This is a genomic window from Verrucomicrobium sp. BvORR106 (assembly GCF_000739655.1).
GTDB lineage: Bacteria > Verrucomicrobiota > Verrucomicrobiia > Verrucomicrobiales > Verrucomicrobiaceae > Verrucomicrobium.
This window is the reverse complement of record NZ_BATR01000126.1, coordinates 1-22,496: the sequence shown is the minus strand read 5'-3', so window position 1 is coordinate 22,496 and position 22,496 is coordinate 1. Positions and strand designations below refer to the sequence as shown.

Below are 22,496 nucleotides of genomic sequence, written 5' to 3'. Positions count from 1 at the left end.
AGGTGAGTTGAAGAAACAAGGTGCGGATCAGGGGACGAAGATCCACTCAGGGGCGTTGAGGAGGGCCCAGAGGGCGTCTTCCAGCTTCTGACGCCAGGCGGCATCGAGCTTCTGGGTCGGCGGGTCACCCTTGCGCGCAGCGGTCTCTTCCGCCATGCGCACGGTGGTGGCCACGGGATCGAGGTGGTTGGACCAGGACACGTACATGGGCTTCACCCGCGGGGCAGGGGAGGCCACGGGCACCGGGGAGAGCTTGCGGTTGGTGTAGCCAGCGCCCAGGAACTCCGTGTAGCGCTGCTTCTCCTCAGCAGTCGGCAGGCGGGTGAGGAGTTTCAGGAACAACGCGTCCACAAACTGGTCCACAGGGCGGTCTTCCAGTGCCAGCGCGGTGATGCCGTGGTCATCGCTCAGCCGGGTGAGCCAGATGCCCACGGTGCCGTTGGAGATGATGGCGGGCTGCAGCACGTTCGCTTCGCGATCGCGCTTGCTCACCGGATCCTGACGGGAACCACGCCAGCCGAAGGCACCCAGCACGTCGCACACGGCCTGGTTGCGGGGCAGTGCCAGACTGGGGCGGTCACGCTCATTCGAGGTGGAGGTGAGCATCCAGCTGCGGCGGGGATTGCCCAGGCTGATGGAGTTGCCCAGATCACGACGGCCATCGATGTCGAGGCTGACCTCTTCCACATTGAAGGGCTTGCCCGTGGCGGCAAAGAGGGAATCGACGATCTGCTCGGCTTCCAGACGGCGGGGCGCCGGGGAGGCGAAGAGCGGGCTGGCGGCACGCAGGGTGTCATCCGTGGCGCGCTGATAGGCGTGGGAGGTCATGATCAGGCGGACTAGCTTCTTGGCATCATAGCCATTGCGCACAAACTCACGGCCCAGCCATTGCAGCAGCTCAGGATGGGTGGGCTTGCCTTTCTCCCAGTCTTCCACCGGCTCCACGATGCCGCGACCCATGATGCGGGCCCAGAGACGGTTGGCCATGACCTGGGCAAAGCGCTCGTTCTGCGGACCGGTGATGATCGCGGCCAACTGTTCGCGAGTGTCTTCGGGATGCTCTGCCAGAGCGGCACCGGAAGCCTCGTCCCCAAACTTCGTGAAACGCCACTTGGGCTGCACTTTGGAACCAGGCTTCAGCGTCACCTGAATGAGCGGCTTGCGGCCGCCTTCATGCAGCTTGTCCATCGGCACGCTGCTGGTGGTCGGTACATCCACCGGCTTCTGCGCCAGCATGGCGGCCAGGGAGAAGAGATCCTCCTGCAGGGACTCGTGCGTGGGCGAGTCGTGACAGCGGGCGCACTTCGTCTCCACCCCCAGGAAGGCGGTGCTCACAATCGTACCCTTGGCCGCCATCGGCACGTCATTCTGTGAGGCCACGCCAAAGCCCGCAGGGCCACCAAAGCGGACGCTGCCCTTCATGGTCAGCAGTTCCGTCACAAAGAGGTCCATCGGTTTGTTGTCCAGCAGCGCCTCATAGATCCACCAACGGAAGGGGCCGGAGTTGTTGAGCGTCGGGTTCAAGATGTTGGGGTTCTCCGCGAGCACATCCTGCCAGTAGCCCGTCCAGTTGTCTGCCCAGCGGGGATCGGTGAGCAGCTTGTCGATCACCCGGGTGCGCTTGTCAGCGCTGGTGTCTTTCTGGAAGGCTTCGATCTCAGCCAGGCTCGGTGGCACACCCACGGTGTCCAGATACGCACGACGAAGGAAGGCGAGGTCTGTGGTGAGCGCCGTCACCGTGATCTTGTCCACCTTCATCTCGGGCCACACAGCCCCTTCCTTGATCCAGAGCGTGATCAAGTCCGTCTGCTCCTTGGTCAATCGGCTGCCTTTGGGCGGCATGATCGCATCTTCGTCATCCGTGATCACACGAGCCAGCAGGGAACTCTTCTCAGGATGCTGAGGGGTCACTGCCGGGCCGTCATTCTCACCGCCGTGCATGGCAGCGGACAGGGAGTCGAGCTTGAGATTGCCCTTGGTCTTGGTGCCCTGGTGGCAGTCATAACACTTGGTCTCCAGGATGGGCTGGATGTCGCGGTAGAAGTCCACCTTGCCGCTGTGGGAGGCTTTGTTCTGCTCACCCACGGACGCCATCTTTACGGAGAGGAACTGGTCGATGGGATTGAGAGCGGGATAACCTTTGACCAATGCCGGCACCGGCACTTCCTTGGTGCTGGCCAGCCAGTCCTGCACGGCCTTGCGACGCTTGTCCCAATAGGGCTTCGCGTCGGCCAGACGCTCAGCGCGACGCTGGCTGTTCATTTCATCCAACCGCGCCTGACGATCGGCCGCATAGGTTGTCCAGCCGGCATCATTGTAAGCGATGACTTCACCGGCCTTGCCGCCTTTGGCCGGAGTCAACAGCTGCCAGGTCTCCGTGCCCTGCTTGGACCAGGCCACGACGGTTTCGCCCAATTCAGGACGACGCTTGGATTTGCCCACCATGCCGCCGACCAGCGTCTCAAGCACGACGACGTGTTCGCCGCCTTTGCTTTCAAACTCACACCAGGTCTCCTGCGTTCCTGGAGGGGCAAAGCGGAAGTCGGGACCGAGATTGAGATAACCTTCCTGCTCGTCCACATGACCGTGGCCACCGCTGTCGGGTTTCGGGAAAGTCGTGGTCAGAAGCTGCACGCCATCGATGTGGAGATGGGAAGCCCCACGACCACGCAGCAACAAGCGATGCTTGCCCGCGGGAAGATTCACCACCGCAGCCGTGCGCAGGAGATAGGGGATGGGCCGGTCCGCACGCACCCCGCTCGTGATGTACTTGTGAGGCACTTCAAATAGGCCAAACGCACGCTCATCATAGGATTCCGTGGCGCGGGGCGACTGGGTCGGCCAGGCGTTTTTCTCCGGCAGCCCGTCTTCACAGATCTGCACGAGCACCTTGCCATCTGGGATCATGCTGCGCTCCACCACCGGAGGTTGCGGCACATACTGGAAGCGCTGGGCCACCACTGAGTCAGGAAGAATGCCGCGATAGATGGCGACTTCATCCAGTGAGCCCTGGAGCGAGTTGCCCGCACCACCACCGTAACCGGAGCCGATGTTCAGATCGTCGGCGTCATTGACCGGGCCGTTGTTGGTCTTGCCAGCCATGTCCCACACGCCTTTGACTTCCTTGCCATCCACATAGGCTTCCAGGCTGTCCGCTTTGCCAAAGGTGTAACTCACCACCACGTGGTGCCAGCCCGTGCCGGGCGCGAAGCCTTCTGTGGCCACCCAGCGGTGATACTCGCGAGCGCCATCGGGTTTGTCCGACTCACTGCGAAAGAGGAAGGAAGGCCGGGCCTCGCCACCCTCACCTTTGAGGCGCAGCGCGTAGTTCTGGTTCTCGGAGGAGAAGGCCGCCTTCTTGTTGCGTCCCTTGCCCACAAGGTAGCAGTAGGAGCCGTTCTTAATTTCCTCGACACTGACCCAGGCCTCCAGCGAGATGGCATCGCCTTTGACAAAACGCAGGTTCACTCCGGGCACATCGGATTCACGGACGTTGATGCTGGTGCCGCTGCCGGAGAAGACCGCCGCTTTGTTCCCCTCAGGAAAGCCCGGGAAGGTGGGCTTCTGCGGGCCGGTGGGCGTGATGGACTTGCCGCCCTGCCAGGCTCCCGGCTCGTCTTTGTCGAAGGTCCACTTGATCAGCGGAGCAGGGGCCTGTTCCGCCACCTTGTCGCTGGAGTCGTTCACGGAGTCATTCGTGGCATCGTTGGTCGCCTGCCCAAAGGCAGACGCCGAGGCCAGAGCCAGGAACAAGAAAGGTTTGCGGGAAAAGTGCATGACGGTATGTGCTAAAAGAATAACGGAGTGAGGCCGTCTCTTTCAACACTCACCGGGGCCGCATTCGTGGTGGTCCAGCATCCCCCATTCGGGTGATGTTCAGATCTCCAGAAGGCCGCGGCGGATCGCCTCAGTGACCGCCTGGGTGCGATCTTGAGCCCCCAGCTTCTCCAGAAGATTGCTCACGTGGCGCTTCACGGTCTCCTCGCTCAGACCGAGGGCGGCGGCGATTTCCTTGTTGCTCCGGCCTCTGGCCATCTGCGCCAACACCTCGCGTTCCCGGGGGCTGGGCTCCGGCCGCCCCAGTCGCTCCGCCAGCCGTTGGGCGATGTCTCCTGGCAGATAGCGTTTGCCTGTCGCCACCGTGCGGATGGCCTTCAGCAGGTCCTCACGCGGGGCGGACTTTTGCAGGTAGCCCAGAGCCCCGGCCCGGATGGCCCGGTACACGTCCTCATCCCGGGCGAAGGAGGAGAAGACCATGATGCGGATGCCAGGATGAGCCTGCCCCAGCTGCTCTGTGCAGGTGATGCCGTTCACCTCACCAAGCTGGAGATCCATGATGACGACGTCCGGCGTGTGGGCGGCGCAGGCCGTCAGGGCCTCCGCCGCACTCCCAGCCTCCGCCACCACCTGGAGGTCGTCTTCAAGGCCGAGGGAGGCTGCCAGTCCGCTGCGCACCACGAAGTGGTCATCGACGAGCAGAATGCGGACGGGGGCAGGAGCGGCGGACATCAGGTGAATGACGCGCGGAGGGCGGGCAGCGCAAGTGTCAATCCCACCGAAGTGCCGCCGCCCGGCGTGCTCTGCAGCGAGAGCTCTGTGTGTAGTTTCCTTGACCTCTCCCGCATGCCCTGCAGGCCAAAGTGCCCGCCTGAGACCGACATCTTGCTGGGATCAAAACCTTTACCATCGTCGGACACCGTGAGTTTCAGCGCCTGCACATCGGTCTCGACCTTGATCACCACCTTCTGCGGCAGCGCGTACTTCAGGGCATTGTTCACCGCCTCCCGACTGATCCTCAGGAGATGATGCTGCACCAGTGGCGGCAGGGCAGGGGTTTCACCAATCACCTCCACCTGGAGCGGGATCGCGGTGGTGGTCTGCAGGTGATCCACCAGCCCCTGGAGTGCTTCCAGAAGGGGCACCTCATTGCGGGAGGCATCCCGCAGATCCCAAACAAAGTCCCGGGTTTCTGTTTGGAGTCGGGAAAGGAGCTTGCGCTGCTGCTCCAGGAGCTGGCGTGCTTTGTCATCCGCCACCCGTGGGGTTGCCGCATCCAGTCGCAGGGAGAGCCCGGCAAGTTCCTGCTCCAGCGTGTCATGAAACTCGCGTGCAATCCGCTGCCGTTCCTCCAGCACGGCCTCCTGTTGTGTCTTCAGTTGCAGCAGCCCCAACTGCCGATTCACCTGTCGCTTGAGCAGACCTGCCCAGGCCGCAACCAGTAGACCCGCACCCGCTACGCCTGCCAGCGCCAAGGTGAGCCTGGCCGCGTTCCACCACGGAGGTGCCGTGAGCAGCAGCGCATCTGCCGGAGTCCGCAGCCGCAACTCATACGCGGTGGGGAAAGTGCGATAGCCCTCTGACCGGGTGGCATTGACCCGGCAGAGACCTGTGAATTGCACTCTGGAACCCGGCTCAAAATCCATGGCCACATCCGGCGGGCCAATCACACGAAAGCTGATGTTCTCCACCTCTGCCACCCACGCATTGCCGATGACGGATCGCTGCAGGATTCCGGCGGTCACCACTACCAGCTCGGAGTCGCACGAGCCATTCGCCAGTTCCTTGGCCGTCACTGCGGTCGGCGATGGCGGTGTGCCTGAAGCCGTGACCCGAAAGACCGCATCCGCCAGCATGGCGCTGAAGTTGCCCATCTGGGGAAACCCAAGTGCCTCCACCTCATCTCCCGGTTGCAAGGGCTCGGCATACGGCGTGTGCACGAAGAGGCTCTTCCTTCCTTCTCTCAAGTAAAAGCCACCGCCCAGAATGCCGCTCAATGCCGTGCCCTTCACCTTCACGCGATGAATGTCGGGATTGCGATTAGCCGCCGCGAGCAGGGCCGCCACGGACACCGGCTCCTGTGCAAAGGGATCTGCTGGTGGCCCCATCTCAATGGTGATGGCGCGAACGTCTGCCACGCGAATGTAAGGCCGCACCAACTGACGTCGGTCGTTGATCGCGCCGGCCGCCAGGCCCACCACCTTCAGCTCCGCATCCACAAACTCGTGCGTGTCTTCGGGTGGGTTTTGATCGAACCGCACCTCCGCCAGACCTGAGCGGGTATTGAGCCGGAGACTGGCGGTGTTTTCGCCCGTGATCTCCATCGAGCGGCCGACGCCTTGTAGCTCCACCAGGCGGTAGTGATAACGACCATCTGCCAGCTCATCCGGGGTAACCTTGACGGGCGTTGGCACCGGACCTTCACCCAGCACATCCACGGTATCTTGGGCAATGCCCCCAATGTAGAGCCCCGGGACCCGGGTGCCTTTGATGCGGAGTCGCATGCCCGGTCTCATGGTGAGGCCGAACTTGGAGTTGCGGATGAAGGTGGCTCCAGATTCATCCTGCAGAAACACTGTGCCGCCCGGGTCCACAAAGGTGACCGTGGCCTCGATCTCCACCGGCGGCTGGAGTTCAGGATCGGTCTCCGGATACCTCGCCACATCGTTGGCGCGGCGCAGGATCTGGGCGCCCGCCGCAGGTTTGACCGGTGGTGGCGGCTGCTGGGCTGTAACCGTAGTCACCATGCCCCCCAGGCACAGCGCAAGCAGGATGGGGAAGGGGGGCAATCTCATGGTGAGCGGCAAAAACATAGCCCGTTACGCAAAGTTCAAGCAAGCTGGAGCTTGAGGAATTCGTACGGGTCACCCATGAAGCGCGCTTTCCTGCTCAGTTTTTCCAGTTTGGCCATGATGTTGGCGGTGAAGCCCTTGCATGCTGCGGCCCCCGCGACGGATCAGCACGTCATCCTCATCAGCGTGGATGGACTCGCGCACTACTACTTTGACGATCCCAAGGCGAAAATGCCCACGATCCGCAAGCTGGCGGCTCATGGGGTGCGGGCGAAGCGCATGAAGTCCTCCCTGCCGACGGTGACCTGGCCAAACCACACCACCCTGGTCACGGGAGTGCAGCCCGGCAAGCACGGCGTCATTGGCAACGGCATCTTTGATCGCGCCACCCAGCAGGCGGTGAACTACCTGCCGGACCCGGTTTTTGACAAAGACGAGATCGTCAAAGTGCCGACCGTGTATGACGTAGCCCATGCCTCTGGACTCAAAACCGCCGGGGTGATTTGGCCCGCCTCACGCAATGCGAAGAGCCTCGACTGGACGGTGCCGGATGTGGGGACCAACGAGTTGTTTCTGAAGTACGGCACCCCGAGCCTGCTGGAAGAGTGCAAAGCCGCAGGCATCCCGATCGAGAAACAGGAGGAGTGGTGCAAGGCTGGCACCTTGGGCAAGCCCCAGCGGGACTACATGTACTCGCAGATGGCGCAGCACATCATCAAGACCCATAAGCCCAACCTGCTGATGCTCCACCTGGTCTCCGTGGATGGCATGGAGCACGCCTCCGGCAGCAAATCCGCCGAGGCCTACTGGGCCATCAATGACTCTGACAACCGGGTCCGCGACCTCGTGGATGCCGTGGAAGAAGCGGGACTGAAGGACAAGACCACCTTTGTGATCACCTCAGATCACGGCTTCATCACCTATACAAAGATGATCCAGCCCAATGTGCTGCTCAAGCAGATGGGATTGATCAAAGCCTTCGGGAACAAACCAAGCCAGCGGACCGTGTGGAGCTACTCCCAAGGCGCGGCTTTTATCTATGTGCTGGATGATGCCAACCGTCAGAGTCTGCTGGAGACCATCACCCCGAAACTGGCCGCCATGGAGGGTGTGGAAGAAGTCATCACAGAGAAGGACTACGCCAAGTACGGCATGATCACCCGGGACAAGGATTCCCGTGCTCCGGATCTGATCCTCTCTGCCAAAGACGGCTACTACTTCAGCGACAACGTCGGCGGTGAAGAACTGATCGCGCAGACCGAGGGTCCGAAAGGAGCCCACGGCTACTCGCCGGCGAATCCGCTCATGGACGCCAGCTTCGTGGCCAGCGGGGCCGGGGTGAAGCAGGGTGTTGTCCTGGATACGATCGGGAATGTGGACGTGGCACCCACCATCGCGAAACTCCTCGGTGTGGAGATGAAAGACGTGGATGGCCGGGTCCTGACGGAAATCCTGAAATAGCTGTGAGGCTTGTCCATCCTGCGCGTCTTTGATTGAATCCCTTTTTCCCATTCCATTCTAATCCATGAGCTCTGAATCTCTCCAACTGACGCGGCGACGGCTGCTGAAACAAACCTTCGCCTTCAGTGCCGCGGCGATCCTGGGCCAAGGTTATCGTCAGGTCTCCGCCCAAGAAGTGGCCAAGACAGCGAGCCACCTGCTCATGATCGGAGATTGGGGCCCGGAAAAGGAATGGAAGCCACAAGAAGCCGTGGCCCGCGGGATGGCCGCCTATACCAAGGACATGACCGTCAAGCCCGAGGCGCTGTTCCTGCTGGGGGACAACTTCTACGGTTCCTTCAAAGGCGGGCTGAAGAATCCCCGGTGGAAGTCGCAGTTCGAGGACATGTACCCGGCAGACGTGTTCCCCGGGCCCTGCTACGCCATGCTGGGCAATCACGACTATGATGATGAGCCGGAGATCAAGCTGAAGGCGCAGCTCGCCTACGCCGCCGAGAATCCCGGCACGCGCTGGACGATGCCCGCCAAGTGGTACCGCATGGAGCATCCCCAGGTGAATCCGCTCATGACGGTGCTGGTGCTGGACAGCAACTATAAGAACCGAGTGGCCTCCCTGACGCCGGAGGAAAAAGCAGAGCAGGACAAATGGCTCCGGGCGGAACTGGCCAAGCCCCGCACCACGCCCTGGCTGGTGGTGATGGGCCATCACCCGCTCTACACCAACGGCGTTCACGGTGACAGCAAGACGCTCATCGCTGCTTGGGACAAGCTCTTCCGCGAACACAAAGTGGATTTCTACTTCTGCGGACATGATCACGACATGCAGCACATGGAGTTCGAGGGGCACCCGACCTCCTTCGTGCTCTCCGGCGGCGGCGGAGCCCGCGTTCGTGACTTCAAGAACGGGGTGGTGCACGGCCCCTTCGGCCAGGCCATTCACGGCTTCACGCACCTGGAGGTCACGCCGGACCGGTTTGTGGTGCGGCACATCGATGCGAACCGGAAGCTTCTGCATGCCTTTGAGAAGGACCGGAGCAGCAAGGTGACCATCGTGAGCTGATCCATCCATTTGTTCTTCCCATGAACCCGAGCCTTACCCTGGCAGGCCTGCTGGCACTCTGCGTTCTGACGACCGGCGGCCACCTGGGTGCGGCCGAGGTCCCCGTAGCCGACGCAGGTCAACTCCGCTCCGCCGCAGCAGCCGCCCGGCCGGGCGATGTGCTGGTGATGAAAGACGGGACATGGACGGATGTGGATCTCGTTTTCCCGGCGAAGGGAAGCAAAGAAGCCCCCATCACCCTGAGGGCTGCCACGCCCGGTGCCGTGGTGATTTCCGGGAACTCCAGCCTTCGCATCGCCGGGAGTCATCTCACCGTGGACGGGCTCTGGTTCAAGGACGCCTTCCCCACGAAGAACGACGTCGTGAGCTTCCGGCTCGATGCGAAGAATCTGGCCAGTCACTGCCGCCTCACCCACTGCGTCGTCACCGAAAGCGAGGGCGTGGGCGACGGCAGGGAGCGCAAGTGGGTGTCTCTGTATGGCCGGAACCATGCCGTCGATCACTGCCACTTTGTGGGAAAGACCGGGAAGGGCACGCTGATGGTGGTGTGGCTGGACGGCGCCACGGCCTCCCACGTCATCGAAGCCAACTACTTCGGCAAGCGCGTCAAACTGGGCAAGAATGGCGGGGAGATCCTGCGGGTGGGAGACAGTGATACCTCTATGCAGAACGCCCGGTGTCGAGTGGTGGGCAACTTGTTCGAAGAATGCAGCGGGGAGGTCGAGGTGATCTCCAACAAATCCTGTGAAAACCTCTACGATGGTAACGTCTTTCGAAATTGCCAGGGCACCCTGACCCTCCGGCACGGGGATCGCTGCTACGTCGAGGGCAACGCCTTCTTTGGCAATGGCCGTGCCCACACTGGCGGCATTCGCATCATCGGCGAGGCGCATCAAGTGATAGGGAACTACCTGGAGAAGCTGGAGGGAACCGAGGCCCGGGCCGCGATCTGCCTCATGAACGGGATCGAGAACTCCCCGGCCAACGGTTACTTCCAAGTCAAAGACGCTCTGGTTAAAGGCAACTACATCAACCAGTGCCGGGAAAGCATCAACATCGGCTACGCGGACAAGGATGTGAAGGCTGCGATGCAACCCCAGAGCTCTGTGTTGGCGGACAATGTGATCTACTCTGAGAACCGCATTGTGACGCTGCAGGGCACAGGTGCTGGTGTGCGCTGGAGCAGCGGAAAGGTTGGGGGAGCGGAGCTGGGGTATGCAGGTCCTGTGGTGCCCGTGCAGGCCCAAGAAGTGAGCTATGAGGCCTGGCTGAAAGCGACAGGGCGGAAGCCGCTGGATGAAGGGTCGGTGGGGGCTTCTTGGATGAAGCGGATTCCTTCGTCGTAGCAGGCAGGCTGGCGGAGGTGAGGGGGAGATTGAAAGCTTATCCGGCAGGCGAAAGCGGCGTCGAGCCGCACGCACTCCAAGACGCTTCGCGAAGTTCGTAGGCGCTGGAGCAAAGTGCCCTTCCACCTGGCATGACCGCCCAACGCGCCAGCGTCTTGGAGTGCCGGTGGCTTGACACCGCTTTGGCGCCCCTCGTGATTTCCTAAAATCCAGACACCTCCAACAGAGCCGGTGACGGTTGCTCCCGCTTCAAGTTCTCTCTCTGCCAATCGACGTCGCCTCCTTGGGGGGGACGACTACTCCCTAAACCGTCGTCGCAGGCCTGCGCTCTACTCCGCCGCTACTCACTAACTAAATTTCCCTCAGCACCATTTGCGCCAGCACCCTGAGGTCCCGAAGCCGCGCTGGAGGCTTCCGCCACCTCAGGCCCCTGCCTCCCACTCGCCGCCAGTGGCATCTTGACCACTGCCACCGTGGTATTGTCCTGCCGGGGGTGGTTGGCACCACGAACCGCAAACAGCAGCGCATCGGCGATCTTTCCGGCCGTGGTGTTCGTGCCGAAAGCGAGCAGATCCCGGATGGTGTCGTTGTTCAGAGTGAGCAAGCCGTCGCTGGCGGCGATGAGAACATCGCCGGGTTTCAAAGGGAATTTCTCCATGCGCGCATCCACCAGCGTCAACGGCAGACCCATGCAGGCGGATTGGAGCACATGCCGGTCGGGATGGAACTGGGCTTCTTGCGCCGTCATCTCGCCGCGCTTCACCCGATCATCCAGCAGCGGGGCCAGGGAGTGGTCTGCATTCAATCGTTGCAGCTGCCCCTCCCGGAACAGAAAGAGCGGGGAGTCGCCCACACTGATCCAGTGGGCGTGGTCCGCCGCCACCATGAGGCCGATAAATGTACTGCCCATGGGGGCCTGGTTCCACTGCAGGCGATGACTCAGATGGTGCAGGGCCTCGTTGGCCGCCTCCAGAGCCACCCGGAGCCGCCAGGCGGCCGTGAGGGCACTGCGGCGGTACGCTTTGACGAACTCGCTGACGAGAAGGAAGCTCGCCACGTTGCCGCCGATGTGTGCCCCCAAGCCATCTCCCAGCCCGACCAGAAGACGGGTAAAGGGAGCTTCCAGCTTCTCGGACACGTCGCCGAAGGCATAATAATCCTCCTGCTTCTCGCGGTGCCCGATGTGCTGGCGGCCGGCGAAGTCCTTCTCGACCTCAAACCTGGGCCCTGGAGCTCTCAAGGGAGCTTTTTTCAAAGTCGGAGTCACACCCAGTTATTCGACGCTGAACTTAAAGATGCATGTGTGCTGGTAGCTATCCCCAGGAGAAAGTTTCGTGGTGGGGAACTCCGGCCGGTTGGGACTGTCTGGAAAGTGTTGCGTTTCCAGGCAGAATCCGTGACGGGCACCGTAGGAATGCCCCTTCTTCCCGGTCAGCCCAAGATGGTTGCCGGTGTAGAGTTGCACGCCTGGCTCGGTGGTCAGCACCTCCAGCACACGGCCTGACTTGGGATCCTTGGCACGGGCCGCGACCCGGAGTCCGGAGCCATCCAGAATGTAGTTGTGGTCGTAGCCCTTGCCCTGACGGAGAGGCTTGAAGTCCGCATTGATGCGCTCGCCGATCTTGTGCGGGCTGGTGAAGTCCAGAGGAGTGCCGGCCACGGGAGCTTTCTCGCCCGTGGGGATCAGGGTGTCGTCTGTCGGCGTGTAGTAGTCGGCATTGATGCTCAACTCGTGCCCCAGAATGTTGCCACTGCCTTCACCCGCGAGGTTGAAGTAGCTGTGATTCGTCAGGTTGACGATCGTGTTCTTGTCCGTGGTGGCGCGGTACTCGATCTCGAGGCTGTTGTCATTGGTCAACACATAGGTGACCTTGCACTGTAGTGTCCCGGGATAGCCTTCTTCACCATCCGGGCTGGTGTAGGTGAGTTCCAGCCCAGCTCCACCCCGCTTGATCGCACGGGCGGTCCATACCTTTTTGTCAAAGCCCACGCGACCGCCATGAAGGTGATTGGGGCCATTGTTCTTGGCCACCACGTACTCCCGCCCATCGATCGTGAACTTTCCGCCGGCAATGCGGTTCGCATAACGACCGGTAATGCAACCAAAGAACGGGCTGGAGGATTCGTACTGGGCAAGATTGTCAAAGCCCAGCACCACATCCTCGTATTGTCCCTGACGGTCCGGGGCCGTGAGGCTCACGATCACCCCACCGTAGTTCGAGATCTTGGCCTCCATACCCTTCTCATTGCGCAGGGTGTAGAGGCTGACTTTTTGTCCGGTCTTGGTTTCCCCCCAGGGCTCTTCAGTGACGGTCATATTGGTGCTGGATTGCAGCGATTGACAAGAAACCAAAGTGCCCGACAGCAGGGCTGCCAGGCACAGGAAAGTCGGTATTAATTTCATGGATTGGCGTGAAGAATTGGCCGCATTCTGAACAAATCGCCACCGACTGGCAACCCTGTTCGAACGTCGACCGCCTCTTACGCCTGCTCTTCCGCCTTTTTCTCCTTCCAGGTGCTCTGGATGTAGATCTCGCGAAGTTGCTTGAAGTCAGCCGGGCTCGGGCTGGCCGTCATGAGTTCCATGCCGCGGTTGTTTTTTGGGAAGGCAATGACCTCACGGATGCTGTCTTCACCGGCGGCCAGCATGATGATGCGGTCTAGGCCGAGGGCCAGACCGCCGTGGGGCGGGGCACCGAACTGGAAGGCCTCAAGGATGTGGCTGAACATGATCTTCTGCTCTTCCTCGCTGACGCCGAGAACGCTGAACATCTTCGCCTGGAGATCACTCTCGTGAATACGCAGGGAGCCACCGCCCAGCTCACAACCGTTGAGCACCACGTCATAGGCGACGGCACGCACTTCGCTGTACTTGCCCTCTTCCAGGAGACCGATGTCCTCAGTCTTCGGCCGGGTGAAGGGGTGGTGCACGGCGCACCACTTGGCGTCTTCCTCGCTGTAGGCGAGCAAGGGGAAGTCCACAACCCAGAGGAAGTTCAGCGCATCGCTGCCCTTCGTGGTGCCCATCATCTCGGCCACTTCAAGGCGGACGCGGCCCAGGATGGTGCAGGTGCTTTCCCAAGGTCCAGCCACGAAGAAGACGATGTCGCCTTCTTCGATCTTCATACGCTCAATGAGGGCGGCCTTCTCCTCGTCGGTGAAGAAGCGCCAGAGCGGGGACTTGTATTCACCGTTCTCGTACTTGATGAACGCCAGCGTCTTCACCGGAAGACCGGCCTGGATGGCGATCTCGTTGAGGCGGTTCATCTGGCCGGTCGTGACTGAGGCAAAGCCTTTGGCGTTGATGGCACGAACCACTCCACCGCCGTCGAGCACGCCGCGGAAGATTTTGAACTCGGTCTTGGTGAAGATGTCACCGAGGTCCGTGATCTCGTTGCCGAAACGCGTATCGGGCTTGTCGATGCCGTAGCGGTCCATCGCCTCTTTCCACGTGATGCGCGGGAAGGGCAGGGGGATTTCCACATCACGGCCAGCCCTGAACATGTCTTTGAGCAGGCCTTCCACGAGGTGGTAGATGTCTTCTTCCGTGGGGAAGGACATCTCGATGTCCACCTGGGTGAACTCGGGCTGGCGGTCCGCACGAAGGTCTTCGTCACGGAAGCACTTGGCGATTTGGAAATAACGCTCGAGGCCGGCCACCATGAGCAGCTGCTTGTACTGCTGGGGTGCCTGGGGCAGGGCGTAGAATTTGCCCGGGCTGAGACGGGAGGGCACGAGGAAGTCACGCGCCCCTTCCGGGGTGGACTTGGAAAGGATGGGGGTCTCCACTTCCACGAAACCGTGGGCGTCGAGGTAGTCACGCGTGGCCTTCGTTACGCGGTGACGGGTGCGCAGGTTCCGGGTCATGCGCGGACGGCGCAGGTCCAGATAGCGGTACTTGAGGCGCAGGTCTTCGTTGCTGAGCTCCTTGTCGAGCTGGAAGGGCAGCACGGCGGCCTTGTTGAGCATCGTCAGGCTGGAAACGACGAGCTCCACCTCACCGGTGGCGAGCTTGTCGTTGTTCGTGCCTTCGAGGCGCTTCACGACCTTGCCGGTGATCTGGAGGACGTCTTCATCACGCAGCTTGTGGCTGGCGGCGGCGGCTTCGGGGTTCTCCTCGGAACGGAAGACGATCTGAGTCACGCCTTCCCGGTCCCTCAAGTCCACGAAAATGACGCCGCCCTGGTCGCGAGCCGAATTCACCCAGCCTGACAGCGTGACGGTTTCCCCGACGTGGGCGAGGCGCAGTTCGTTGCAGTGGTGCGTACGGTAGGTGTTCGGTTGCATGGGGTGGGAAAAAGCGAGCGGGTGAAATGCCAGATTTCCGGGGGTTACGCAAGTGGCATTGTGGTTTCTGCTTGGGCCAGTGGCCCAGAAATGAAAAGCCCCCGGGCCGGAAACTCCGGCACCGGGGGCAAAAAAGGGACAGGAGAGGCGCTAGAGCTTCTGGAGTTTGGAGACGCGGCCGCTCTGATTCCAGTCCATCACGAAGAGATTGCCTGCGGCATCATAACCGATGCCGTGAGGGGCCGTGAAGATGCCATCCTTCCAGTCCGTGGTGGGCACCTTGAAGTTCGCCCACTGACCCTTGTTGGGGTTGTCACCCAGGTGGGTCACTTCCTTGTTGTCCTTGTCCAGGATGGTCACCCGGCCCTGAAGCTCGGCGATGGCGACCTCGCCATTGCGGATGGTCATGCTGCACGGACGGCGCAGGTTCTCGATGACCACGGCGACGAATTTGCCTTCCAGGTCGAAGTGCACCAGGCGGTTCTTTTCACGGTCTGCCACCAGCAGAAGGGGCTGGGGACCGCGGGAGTCCAGCGAGATGCCGTGCGGGTTGGAGAGGAGTTCCTTCGTCGGATTTTTCAGATCCGGATCAGGACCGCCGAAAGTGCTCACGTACTTGCCGTCAGCGGTGTAGCGGTGGATCCACTTTTTCCCGTAGCCGTCGGCAGCGTAGATGTCGCCATTGGGGCCGACCGCCACGCCCGTGACTTTGTATTCACCAGCCTTGGTGTACTTGCCGCTTTCCGCGGGGTAGGGGATGACCAGCACCGGGGTTCCGTCCAGCTTGAACTTCACTACCTGGGCACCCTTGAGGTGCGCCGCGTAGATGAACTGCTCACCATTGGTCTCGTGGATTGCGAGGCCGTGGCAGCCGCTGAACTTGGGATCGAAGGAACGCAGGTGCTTGCCCTCCGGGGAATAGACCATGATGGAGCGGTCCGTATCCGTGCTGAAGTAAATCAGGCCTGCCTTGTCCACGACGATGCCCCCGTGGGTGGCCCCCAACACGCCTTCGGCGCTGCCCTTGGGAATCTCACACCATCCCGCCACCGACTGGAACTGGTGACCGCCCTCCCCGAGTTTGACGTTTTGAGTGACAGAGGCGGTGTCGGGCGGGGCGACAGCATTCTGGGCGAGAAGACCGTCATGCGCTCTCAGTGAGAACGGCGTGAGGGTGACAGCAGCAAGGGCCAGCAAGGTGGATCTCATAGGCATGTTTGGAACGGGCATAAACGAAGTCACTGTGGGTATGTACGCAAGTTTCTTCGAGCCGTGATATTTTCACATTCTGATGGTGAAATTGACCGTGGGGACAGGGATTTTTTTCTTGCTGGTACCAGAGGCCATCGCCAGACTCCCCGACGGCCCCGCCAACACAGCGGAGCCGCATGCACGCAATTCAACCCTATCTGTGATCATGAGCCAGTTTGTTCCCCTCATTTCCTCCGGCGTGGCCGGCCCGCTCGGTGTGCTTCATCTGCCCCGTCTCTGGCAGAAGGCTTCCCTGGAAGCCACCGGCAAGCTTCATCCTGACTATCCCGGCTGCGGCAAGGGCTACGACCAGATGGTGCTCGACGGCCTCGGTCTCGACCGCGAAGAGTTCCTCGCCTACATCAAGAGCGACAAACCCACCTATGTGCAGCTCGAAGGCTGGGTGCTCGCCAAGAAAGGCGGCAGCCTGGACAAGGCCGCTGTGCAGACGCTGAACGACGCCATCAAGGGCTACATTCATGACGACGGCACCCGCGCTGCGATCCTGAGCTCCGCTGGCCGCCCTGATGACGGCACCGTGAAGGACGCCGTGGGCCTGAACAACCTGGACGACTGGCAGAGCTTCTACAACGAAGTGCTGAAGTAACCGCAACCAGTACGGGCAATCCAGCCTGGAAATTCAAAGCCCCGGGATCCTGTGCGATCCCGGGGCTTTTTGTTGATTGTGAAGCTCTGAAACCGTCTCAGACGGCAGGCATCAGCCGTGGCGGCCCTTGAACGTTAGTTCCGCGATCCCGCTCTTGTCGAGCTCTCCAAGTCCGAGGTCCACCATCTTGCGATATTGAGCCGTCGTCGCGTCGTTGAGCGGGAGGTTGAGCCCCACTTCCTTGCCCATGGAACCGGCGATGCCGCTGTCCTTGGCCGCATGCGCAGCGCTGAACCAGCAGTCGTGCGAGCGGTCGGCCATGTCGCCACCGTCCGTCTCCAGCACGCGGGAGTTGGCCCCGGTTTGGGAAAAGACTTCGCGGACCAAATCCAGATCGTGTCCCAGCGCAGCAGCCAGACCCAGGCCTTCGGCCAGACCAGCGGTGTTGATGTTCATCACCATGTTCACCAGTGCCTTGACCTCGGCCGCACGACCGGGCCCACCGATGAAGCGGCGGTTCACGCTGATGTCTTCGATGATGACGAGGACCTTGTTGTAGATCGCCTCATCACCTGCCAGCATGAGGTAGAGCTTGCCTTCGCGGGCATGGCTGATGCTGGAGGCCATGCTGGCTTCCAGGGAATTTGCGCCCACTTTCTTGGCGGCATCATACACCTCGCGATGAATGGCCGGAGAGACCGTGGCGCAATTGATGAAGATCTTTCCCGCAGCGCCCTTCAGAAGGTTGTCGCCCTCGCCAAAGAAGATCGTGCGCATGGATTCGTCATTCGTGACGACCGTGAAGATGACATCGGCGGCGGCCGTCACTTCGGCCAGAGTCTCAGCGTGCTTGCAGCCTACTTCGGTGGCGAGTGCACGGGCACCCTCCTTGTAGGTGTCGTACACAGCGGTGACGTTGTAGCCGCAATCCATGAGGCGGCGCACCATGTTGGCGCCCATGCGGCCAACTCCGACAAACGCGATGGTAGGAGACATAGGATGAGGACGGGTGTGAACCGGAAAGACTGAAGGGGAACGAATAGGGAAAACGAGGCGGGAGCCGGCACCGAACTACTCGGAGGGCACCGGATGTGGCGCGCGCTTGTACTCGGGATAGAAAGGATTGTGCTGACGCTCCTCACCGACAGTCGTCATCGGACCATGACCCGGGCACACCACGGTGTTCTCTGGCAGGGTGAAGATGGACTCGCGGTTTGTCTTGAGCGCATCCGCATAGGAGACGGCCCCGCCGCCCATGGAGCTGGCGAAGAGTGCGTCACCGACGATGGCAATGGGGCGGGCCAATCCGTGAATCACGTACGTGGTGCCGCCTTTGGAGTGGCCTGTGGTCTGGCGGGTCTCTACGCGGAGATTGCCGATGGTGAACTCCTTGCCGATGGAGAACAAGGTGGCCCCTTCCCAAGGTTCCTTTTCACAGGCATAGAGCGGCTGCTTGCCCTTGCGCAGGGTGGCGATGTCCGCCACGTGATCGGGATGGGTATGGGTGAGGAAGACCGCCTCCAGGCGAACGCCCAGAGCGCGGGCCATGTCGGCCATGTCGCTGGCATCTGCTCCGCTGTCAAAGGCGGCGCCTGCCTTGGTGGTGGTATCCCACACCAGGTAGGCGTTGACCGTCATGTCATCGAAAGTCGTGTTAAACTGGCGCAATCCATTGATCTCCAAGGGATGCGGGCGCCAAGTCTTGCGCGCCATGACCACGAGGGTCGGCCCGTGCAACTTCAGCACTGGAGCAATCTTCTCCAGGACATCCTCGTCCACGGTCCCGGATTTGACCGATTCCAAAAGCTGGGGATCCACGCCAGCCTGGCTGGCGAGTTCTTGATCGTTGATTTCCAAGCCACGCTGGGCCTTGGCAATCACGTCTGTATAGAGATCTTCAAGAGGGAGAAGCATCCGTTGGGCGGGGGTGAAAAAGCGTACCGGCGCGCAAAAAACTGAGGGTCGCCCTTCAGATTACGCGCGCCGGAGAAAGGGTGGTCTCAAATACTCAGCACTCTTCTTACTGGGTGACGGTCACCTTGTTGATGGTGATCGGCTCCACCGGGACGTCGCCGTGCGGGCCCTTGCGGGTCGTCGGCACGTTCACGATGGCGTCGCAGAGCTCGATGCCCTTGGTCACCTTGCCGAAGACGGCGTAGCCCCAGCCATCCGGATTCGGATAGTCGAGGGAGGTGTTGTCCTTCACGTTGATGAAGAACTGGCAGGTCGCGCTGTGCGGGTTGCTGGTGCGGGCCATGGCGATGGTGCCCTTGGCGTTCTTGAGGCCGTTCTTGGACTCGCACTCAATGGGCTTGTCGGTCGGCTTCTGCTGCATGTCAGGGGTAAAACCACCCCCCTGGATCATGAAGCCCGGGATCACGCGGTGGAAGATGGTGCCTTCATAGGCGCCCTTGTTCGCGTAGCTGAGGAAGTTCTGAACGGAGATTGGGGCCTTGTCGGCGTCCAGTTCCAGTTCAATGTTGCCTTTGGAGGTCTCGAGGGTGACTTTCACTTTGCCTTTGACAGGTTGGTTGTTGGCGGGTGTTGCCGCGTCCTGGGCCTGGAGCCCGAGGGTAGCGCTCATGGTGAGGGCCACCAGCGTTTTGATAAAGGTTTTCTTCAACATGGGGCGGGATTGCAGCATGGAGTAGGGGGGAGCGCAATGGCAAATTGCTGGAGAGGGCCGGTAATCCGGCGAAAGACGGACAGATGCGTCATGATCGCTCTGAAATCGCGGGGTGGGGCGGTTCTGCCCCCCGAAATCCAAAGCAATCAGGGAAAAGAGATGGCAATGCCTTTCGAGTGCCCAAGTGTCCATCGGAGTCGTGATACCGCGCCAGCCATCTGGGCGCTTGGAACGCCACCTCAGAAGGGCCGAAGGTCCGGCATCATGGCAGCCTTGGGCAACGCCCAAGGGATGAGTAATCAAAATTTTCAGAGGGCTGTAGGCCCGGCTTCATCAAACCTCCCCCACGACGAGCATCCCTGAATGACCCCGGGCCTACAGCCCTCACTATCTAAAACAAACGCCAACCTTGGGCGTTGCCCAAGGCTGCCATGATGCCGGGCTTTCAGCCCTCAGCTCTTCCGCGAAGTCAAGCCTACCGGAGCCTCTTGCAGACTGCTGGCTAAGGTGGCTCAGTCCCAAAACCAAAGAAACTTTCGAGGCATGTCTCGCCAGGATGTGATATTGTCCTTCCAGGTGGCAGGATCACGGTCCGGTCCTGCCGTGTAGAATAGATAGCGGCCCTCGACGAACTCACCGGGTTTCTCCGGATCACCGACTCGCCCTTCCTGATTCGAGTCAAACCGCAGAATGATGGGGTTGCCCCAGTAGTCCCGCAGCTGGAGTTTACCAGCCTCATCCTTCCACATACCATCCTTTTGATTGCGGGCCGTATAGGGATCGTAGAACCTAATCTTGCGAGGATTCAATGTTTGATCATCCGCAGTCAGGCCTGCCAGGATGTCAGAACCCACTTCAAAGTCCTGATTCGAAGGCTTCCCAAGGATGATGAGAAGGTCCTTGTTGTACTCGGTCTCGAACCCTTTCAGGGCAATCTCCAGTCTCTTGAATGCGGACTTCAGTCGTATTGGACTGTCTCGTCGATGACCAGCCACTGGAGTGGTGCCACACCACGGAAGGAGAGTGGAAACCGCGACGACAGCGGCAACCGCCAAGAGGCACCCGCAGCCCCTAGGAAAACGTGAGGGACTGGGGACCACTTCTGGTGCATCGAGTAGATTCCTTGGCACAATGAGAGGAGCGGGGTGGGCTACTTCCAGGAAGTGCCGTTGTCCTCCCATGTGGAGAAATCTCTATCGGGACCGGCTGACCAGAGGATGTATTTTGCAGATAGCACGTCGGAGGGATCCCTCGGTGAGGGCTGTTCATCAATCCCGCTGAATCGCATGCGAAAAACCGTGCCCCACTCGTCCCGAAGTTGCCAATGCCCGGAAGCATCCTTCCACGCCCCGCCTTTCTCCGACTTCGCCGTTGTGGGATCGAGAAACCGAATCATCTCCGGATTGAATTCGGATGAGTCTGCGATCAGCGGACTCAAAATGCGATGAGTGACCTCAATATCAGCCTTGGCTGGCGCACCGACAGCGGCGAGAAGGCATCCGTTGTAGTGAACAAGATAGGTTTTGAGAGCAATCTCAAGCGCCTTCATCTGCGCTTGGTCCCGCGTACCGCGAGGGGAGCGTGAAACAGATTTCCAAAGCCCCCAGGCCGACCACGCCACCACAACCCACGCAATGAGGGAAAGGACGCACCCGCGCGAAAGGAAGGAGGATTCTTTGGTTCCAGACATCACTGCCAGGATTTAAGGTTGTCCCAGGTAGAGGAAAGATCGCGATCCATACCGGCAGTGAAAAGCAAGTAAGGGGCTTCAACTTGGATCTTGCTGTCGTCAGGGTCGGTCGTTTTGCCGTCCTGGTCGGCGTCATAGCGAATCATGATCTGATTCCCCATGTCATCCCGATACCGCCAAGTCCCAGATTCATCCCTCCACGCACCGCCCTTCTTTCGCCTGGCGACAGGAGGGTCAAAGAACCGAACCCTTCGCGGGTTGTACTTTGTTGATTCTGCCACGAGGGCACTCAGGATTTCGCCCTCAAAGACCAGATTCTGGTCTCCAGGAAGCTGCATCTCAACCAGGAGACAACGGTTGTATTCCGACTGATAGGCCTTCAAAGCGATCTCGATGCCTTTCATCATGGTCTTGGTCTGAAGCTTGTGAGTGCGAGGAAAGAGAGTGATCCACGCGACACCCGCAATGACCAGCAGCATCAATGAGGCGGCCAACGCACACCCCCAATTGACTCTGGAGGGAGCAACGACGGGACGCTCGCCGCGCAGTTCGGCGGGATCGATGTACGGTTCTTCGGGGGGAAGGTTCATTAATACATCGCCATTCGCCTCGTTCACTCCTCGCACTCTCACTTCCACGACGCCACATTATCTCTCCAGGTCGTCGGATCTTTGTCGGGCCCGGCGGAGCAAATGATGTACTGCGCATGCACCGTCGCCCCTGGGATGGCCGGGTCGGGGATCAACCCGTCGCCATTCAAATCTGCCCGGACGCGATACGGCGAACCCCAGGGATCGCTGAGACGCGCCACCCCTGTTGCATCGAACCAGACGCCATTTACCTGTCCCTTTGCTGGAGGGGGATCATAGAAACGGACCTTCCTGGGATTGTGCGTCGTGGACAAATGCATGAGAGTGGCCAGCAGGTCACCTTCGGCAAGACTATCGTGAGCTTCCGTGAGTCCAACCTTGTCGCCCAGGGTCTTGCCCAGAGCGCGGCCGTATTCTACCTCGAAGCCTTTCATCGCGATCTCCAGGCCTTTGATGGCGGTCTTGGTTTGAAGAATCCGCATCTTCTTGGCAAAGAAGGCGCCACCCACAAACAGGCTTCCGATCATCACGACACACGTGAGGATCCAGTGCCAGGTGTTGGCGCTAAATGGCGAAACCACCTCTGGACTGGCGGTCGTGGGAAGACGTGCTTGGGGGGACTGCACACTCGCATTGCATCACAAGTGCCCGACAACGCACAAGCAAAAAATAATGATGGATAGCAGGGAGGAACTCGCGGCCCAATGCCAATTGAGGTGACCTGTGCCGGGAAGCCTGGAGAGCGCACGCATCTGGCGTGCAGTGTTGCCAAGAAATCAGCTTAGTTGAAGCTCTTCCTCGAAGAGGATTCGGCCACAAGCCCAATGTTGACGAGCTTCCAGCGAGTCTACGTTGGGTACAGGAGAATATGTCACTCTACTCCAAAGGAGTTGCGGCGGTCCGACAACGGTATTGCGTGCCCCTAACGCCCTGCTTCCGCCCGCTCAAGCGTGCACCTTGGCCCCTTGCTCCACCTCCCAGCCACATCATCATATGCCTGGAAATTTGT

Annotated in this window: 18 protein-coding genes; 4 read left to right on the top strand and 14 right to left on the bottom strand. The window is 60.6% G+C overall.

The genetic code is table 11. The features are described 5' to 3' along the window. Positions 1-27 precede the first annotated feature (27 nt). From BV106_RS23855 to BV106_RS23845, 3 genes are all read right to left on the bottom strand, one after another. The gene (locus BV106_RS23855; protein ID WP_038168995.1) at positions 28-3,777 is read right to left on the bottom strand and encodes a DUF1553 domain-containing protein; all 3,750 of its coding nucleotides are present in this window, start codon (positions 3,775-3,777) and stop codon (positions 28-30) included. A gap of 99 nt (positions 3,778-3,876) precedes the next feature. Next, positions 3,877-4,509 (bottom strand): response regulator transcription factor, encoded by a 633-nt coding sequence (locus tag BV106_RS23850; protein WP_038168994.1) that lies wholly within the window; start codon positions 4,507-4,509, stop codon positions 3,877-3,879. Next, positions 4,509-6,572 (bottom strand): sensor histidine kinase, encoded by a 2,064-nt coding sequence (locus tag BV106_RS23845; protein ID WP_265596024.1) that lies wholly within the window; start codon positions 6,570-6,572, stop codon positions 4,509-4,511. The genes BV106_RS23850 and BV106_RS23845 overlap by 1 nt, the downstream gene beginning before the upstream one ends. Before the next feature lie 75 nt (positions 6,573-6,647). Here BV106_RS23845 and BV106_RS23840 point away from each other — a divergent pair, with 75 nt between their 5' ends. The 3 genes from BV106_RS23840 (at position 6,648) to BV106_RS23830 (ending at position 10,436) form a co-directional block, all read left to right on the top strand. Next, a complete protein-coding gene (locus tag BV106_RS23840; protein ID WP_038168993.1) occupies positions 6,648-8,030 on the top strand; it encodes an ectonucleotide pyrophosphatase/phosphodiesterase in 1,383 nt (460 codons plus the stop codon). A gap of 64 nt (positions 8,031-8,094) precedes the next feature. Next, positions 8,095-9,090 carry a metallophosphoesterase gene (locus BV106_RS23835; RefSeq protein ID WP_038168992.1) on the top strand — a complete coding sequence of 332 codons (996 nt, stop codon included), beginning with the start codon at positions 8,095-8,097 and terminating at the stop codon, positions 9,088-9,090. 20 nt (positions 9,091-9,110) lie between these two features. Then, positions 9,111-10,436 (top strand): polysaccharide lyase 6 family protein, encoded by a 1,326-nt coding sequence (locus BV106_RS23830; RefSeq protein WP_051946249.1) that lies wholly within the window; start codon positions 9,111-9,113, stop codon positions 10,434-10,436. Between the two features lie 340 nt (positions 10,437-10,776). On the opposite strand, the gene BV106_RS23825 is transcribed toward BV106_RS23830, so the two are convergent. The 4 genes from BV106_RS23825 to BV106_RS23810 form a co-directional block, all read right to left on the bottom strand. Then, complete coding sequence (locus tag BV106_RS23825; RefSeq protein WP_265596023.1) at positions 10,777-11,691, bottom strand: protein phosphatase 2C domain-containing protein; 915 nt, start codon at positions 11,689-11,691, stop codon at positions 10,777-10,779. Positions 11,692-11,709: 18 nt separating this feature from the next. Continuing rightward, positions 11,710-12,840, bottom strand: coding sequence for an aldose epimerase family protein (locus BV106_RS23820; protein ID WP_038168991.1), 1,131 nt, complete (start codon positions 12,838-12,840; stop codon positions 11,710-11,712). A 77-nt stretch (positions 12,841-12,917) separates the two neighbouring features. Continuing rightward, complete coding sequence (gene aspS, locus BV106_RS23815) at positions 12,918-14,723, bottom strand: aspartate--tRNA ligase (RefSeq protein ID WP_038168990.1); 1,806 nt, start codon at positions 14,721-14,723, stop codon at positions 12,918-12,920. 150 nt (positions 14,724-14,873) lie between these two features. Then, the gene (locus BV106_RS23810) at positions 14,874-15,932 is read right to left on the bottom strand and encodes a hypothetical protein (protein ID WP_051946247.1); all 1,059 of its coding nucleotides are present in this window, start codon (positions 15,930-15,932) and stop codon (positions 14,874-14,876) included. Between the two features lie 208 nt (positions 15,933-16,140). Here BV106_RS23810 and BV106_RS23805 point away from each other — a divergent pair, with 208 nt between their 5' ends. Further along, complete coding sequence (locus tag BV106_RS23805; protein ID WP_038169004.1) at positions 16,141-16,581, top strand: hypothetical protein; 441 nt, start codon at positions 16,141-16,143, stop codon at positions 16,579-16,581. A gap of 111 nt (positions 16,582-16,692) precedes the next feature. Here BV106_RS23805 and BV106_RS23800 read toward each other — a convergent pair whose 3' ends face one another. From BV106_RS23800 to BV106_RS23770, 7 genes are all read right to left on the bottom strand, one after another. Next, a complete protein-coding gene (locus BV106_RS23800; protein WP_081892185.1) occupies positions 16,693-17,577 on the bottom strand; it encodes an NAD(P)-dependent oxidoreductase in 885 nt (294 codons plus the stop codon). A 75-nt stretch (positions 17,578-17,652) separates the two neighbouring features. Beyond that, positions 17,653-18,495 (bottom strand): MBL fold metallo-hydrolase, encoded by an 843-nt coding sequence (locus tag BV106_RS23795; RefSeq protein ID WP_038168989.1) that lies wholly within the window; start codon positions 18,493-18,495, stop codon positions 17,653-17,655. Between the two features lie 106 nt (positions 18,496-18,601). Next, positions 18,602-19,207 (bottom strand): peptidylprolyl isomerase, encoded by a 606-nt coding sequence (locus BV106_RS23790; protein ID WP_265596022.1) that lies wholly within the window; start codon positions 19,205-19,207, stop codon positions 18,602-18,604. A 512-nt stretch (positions 19,208-19,719) separates the two neighbouring features. Next, positions 19,720-20,262, bottom strand: a complete 543-nt coding sequence (locus tag BV106_RS23785; RefSeq protein WP_265596021.1) for a hypothetical protein — start codon at positions 20,260-20,262, stop codon at positions 19,720-19,722. Positions 20,263-20,357: 95 nt separating this feature from the next. Continuing rightward, a complete protein-coding gene (locus BV106_RS23780) occupies positions 20,358-20,756 on the bottom strand; it encodes a hypothetical protein (protein ID WP_038168987.1) in 399 nt (132 codons plus the stop codon). 140 nt (positions 20,757-20,896) lie between these two features. After that, positions 20,897-21,487 (bottom strand): hypothetical protein, encoded by a 591-nt coding sequence (locus BV106_RS23775; protein WP_265596020.1) that lies wholly within the window; start codon positions 21,485-21,487, stop codon positions 20,897-20,899. Between the two features lie 38 nt (positions 21,488-21,525). Next, positions 21,526-22,113: a hypothetical protein gene (locus BV106_RS23770; RefSeq protein WP_265596019.1), complete on the bottom strand. Its 588-nt coding sequence runs from the start codon at positions 22,111-22,113 to the stop codon at positions 21,526-21,528. Positions 22,114-22,496: the final 383 nt, after the last annotated feature.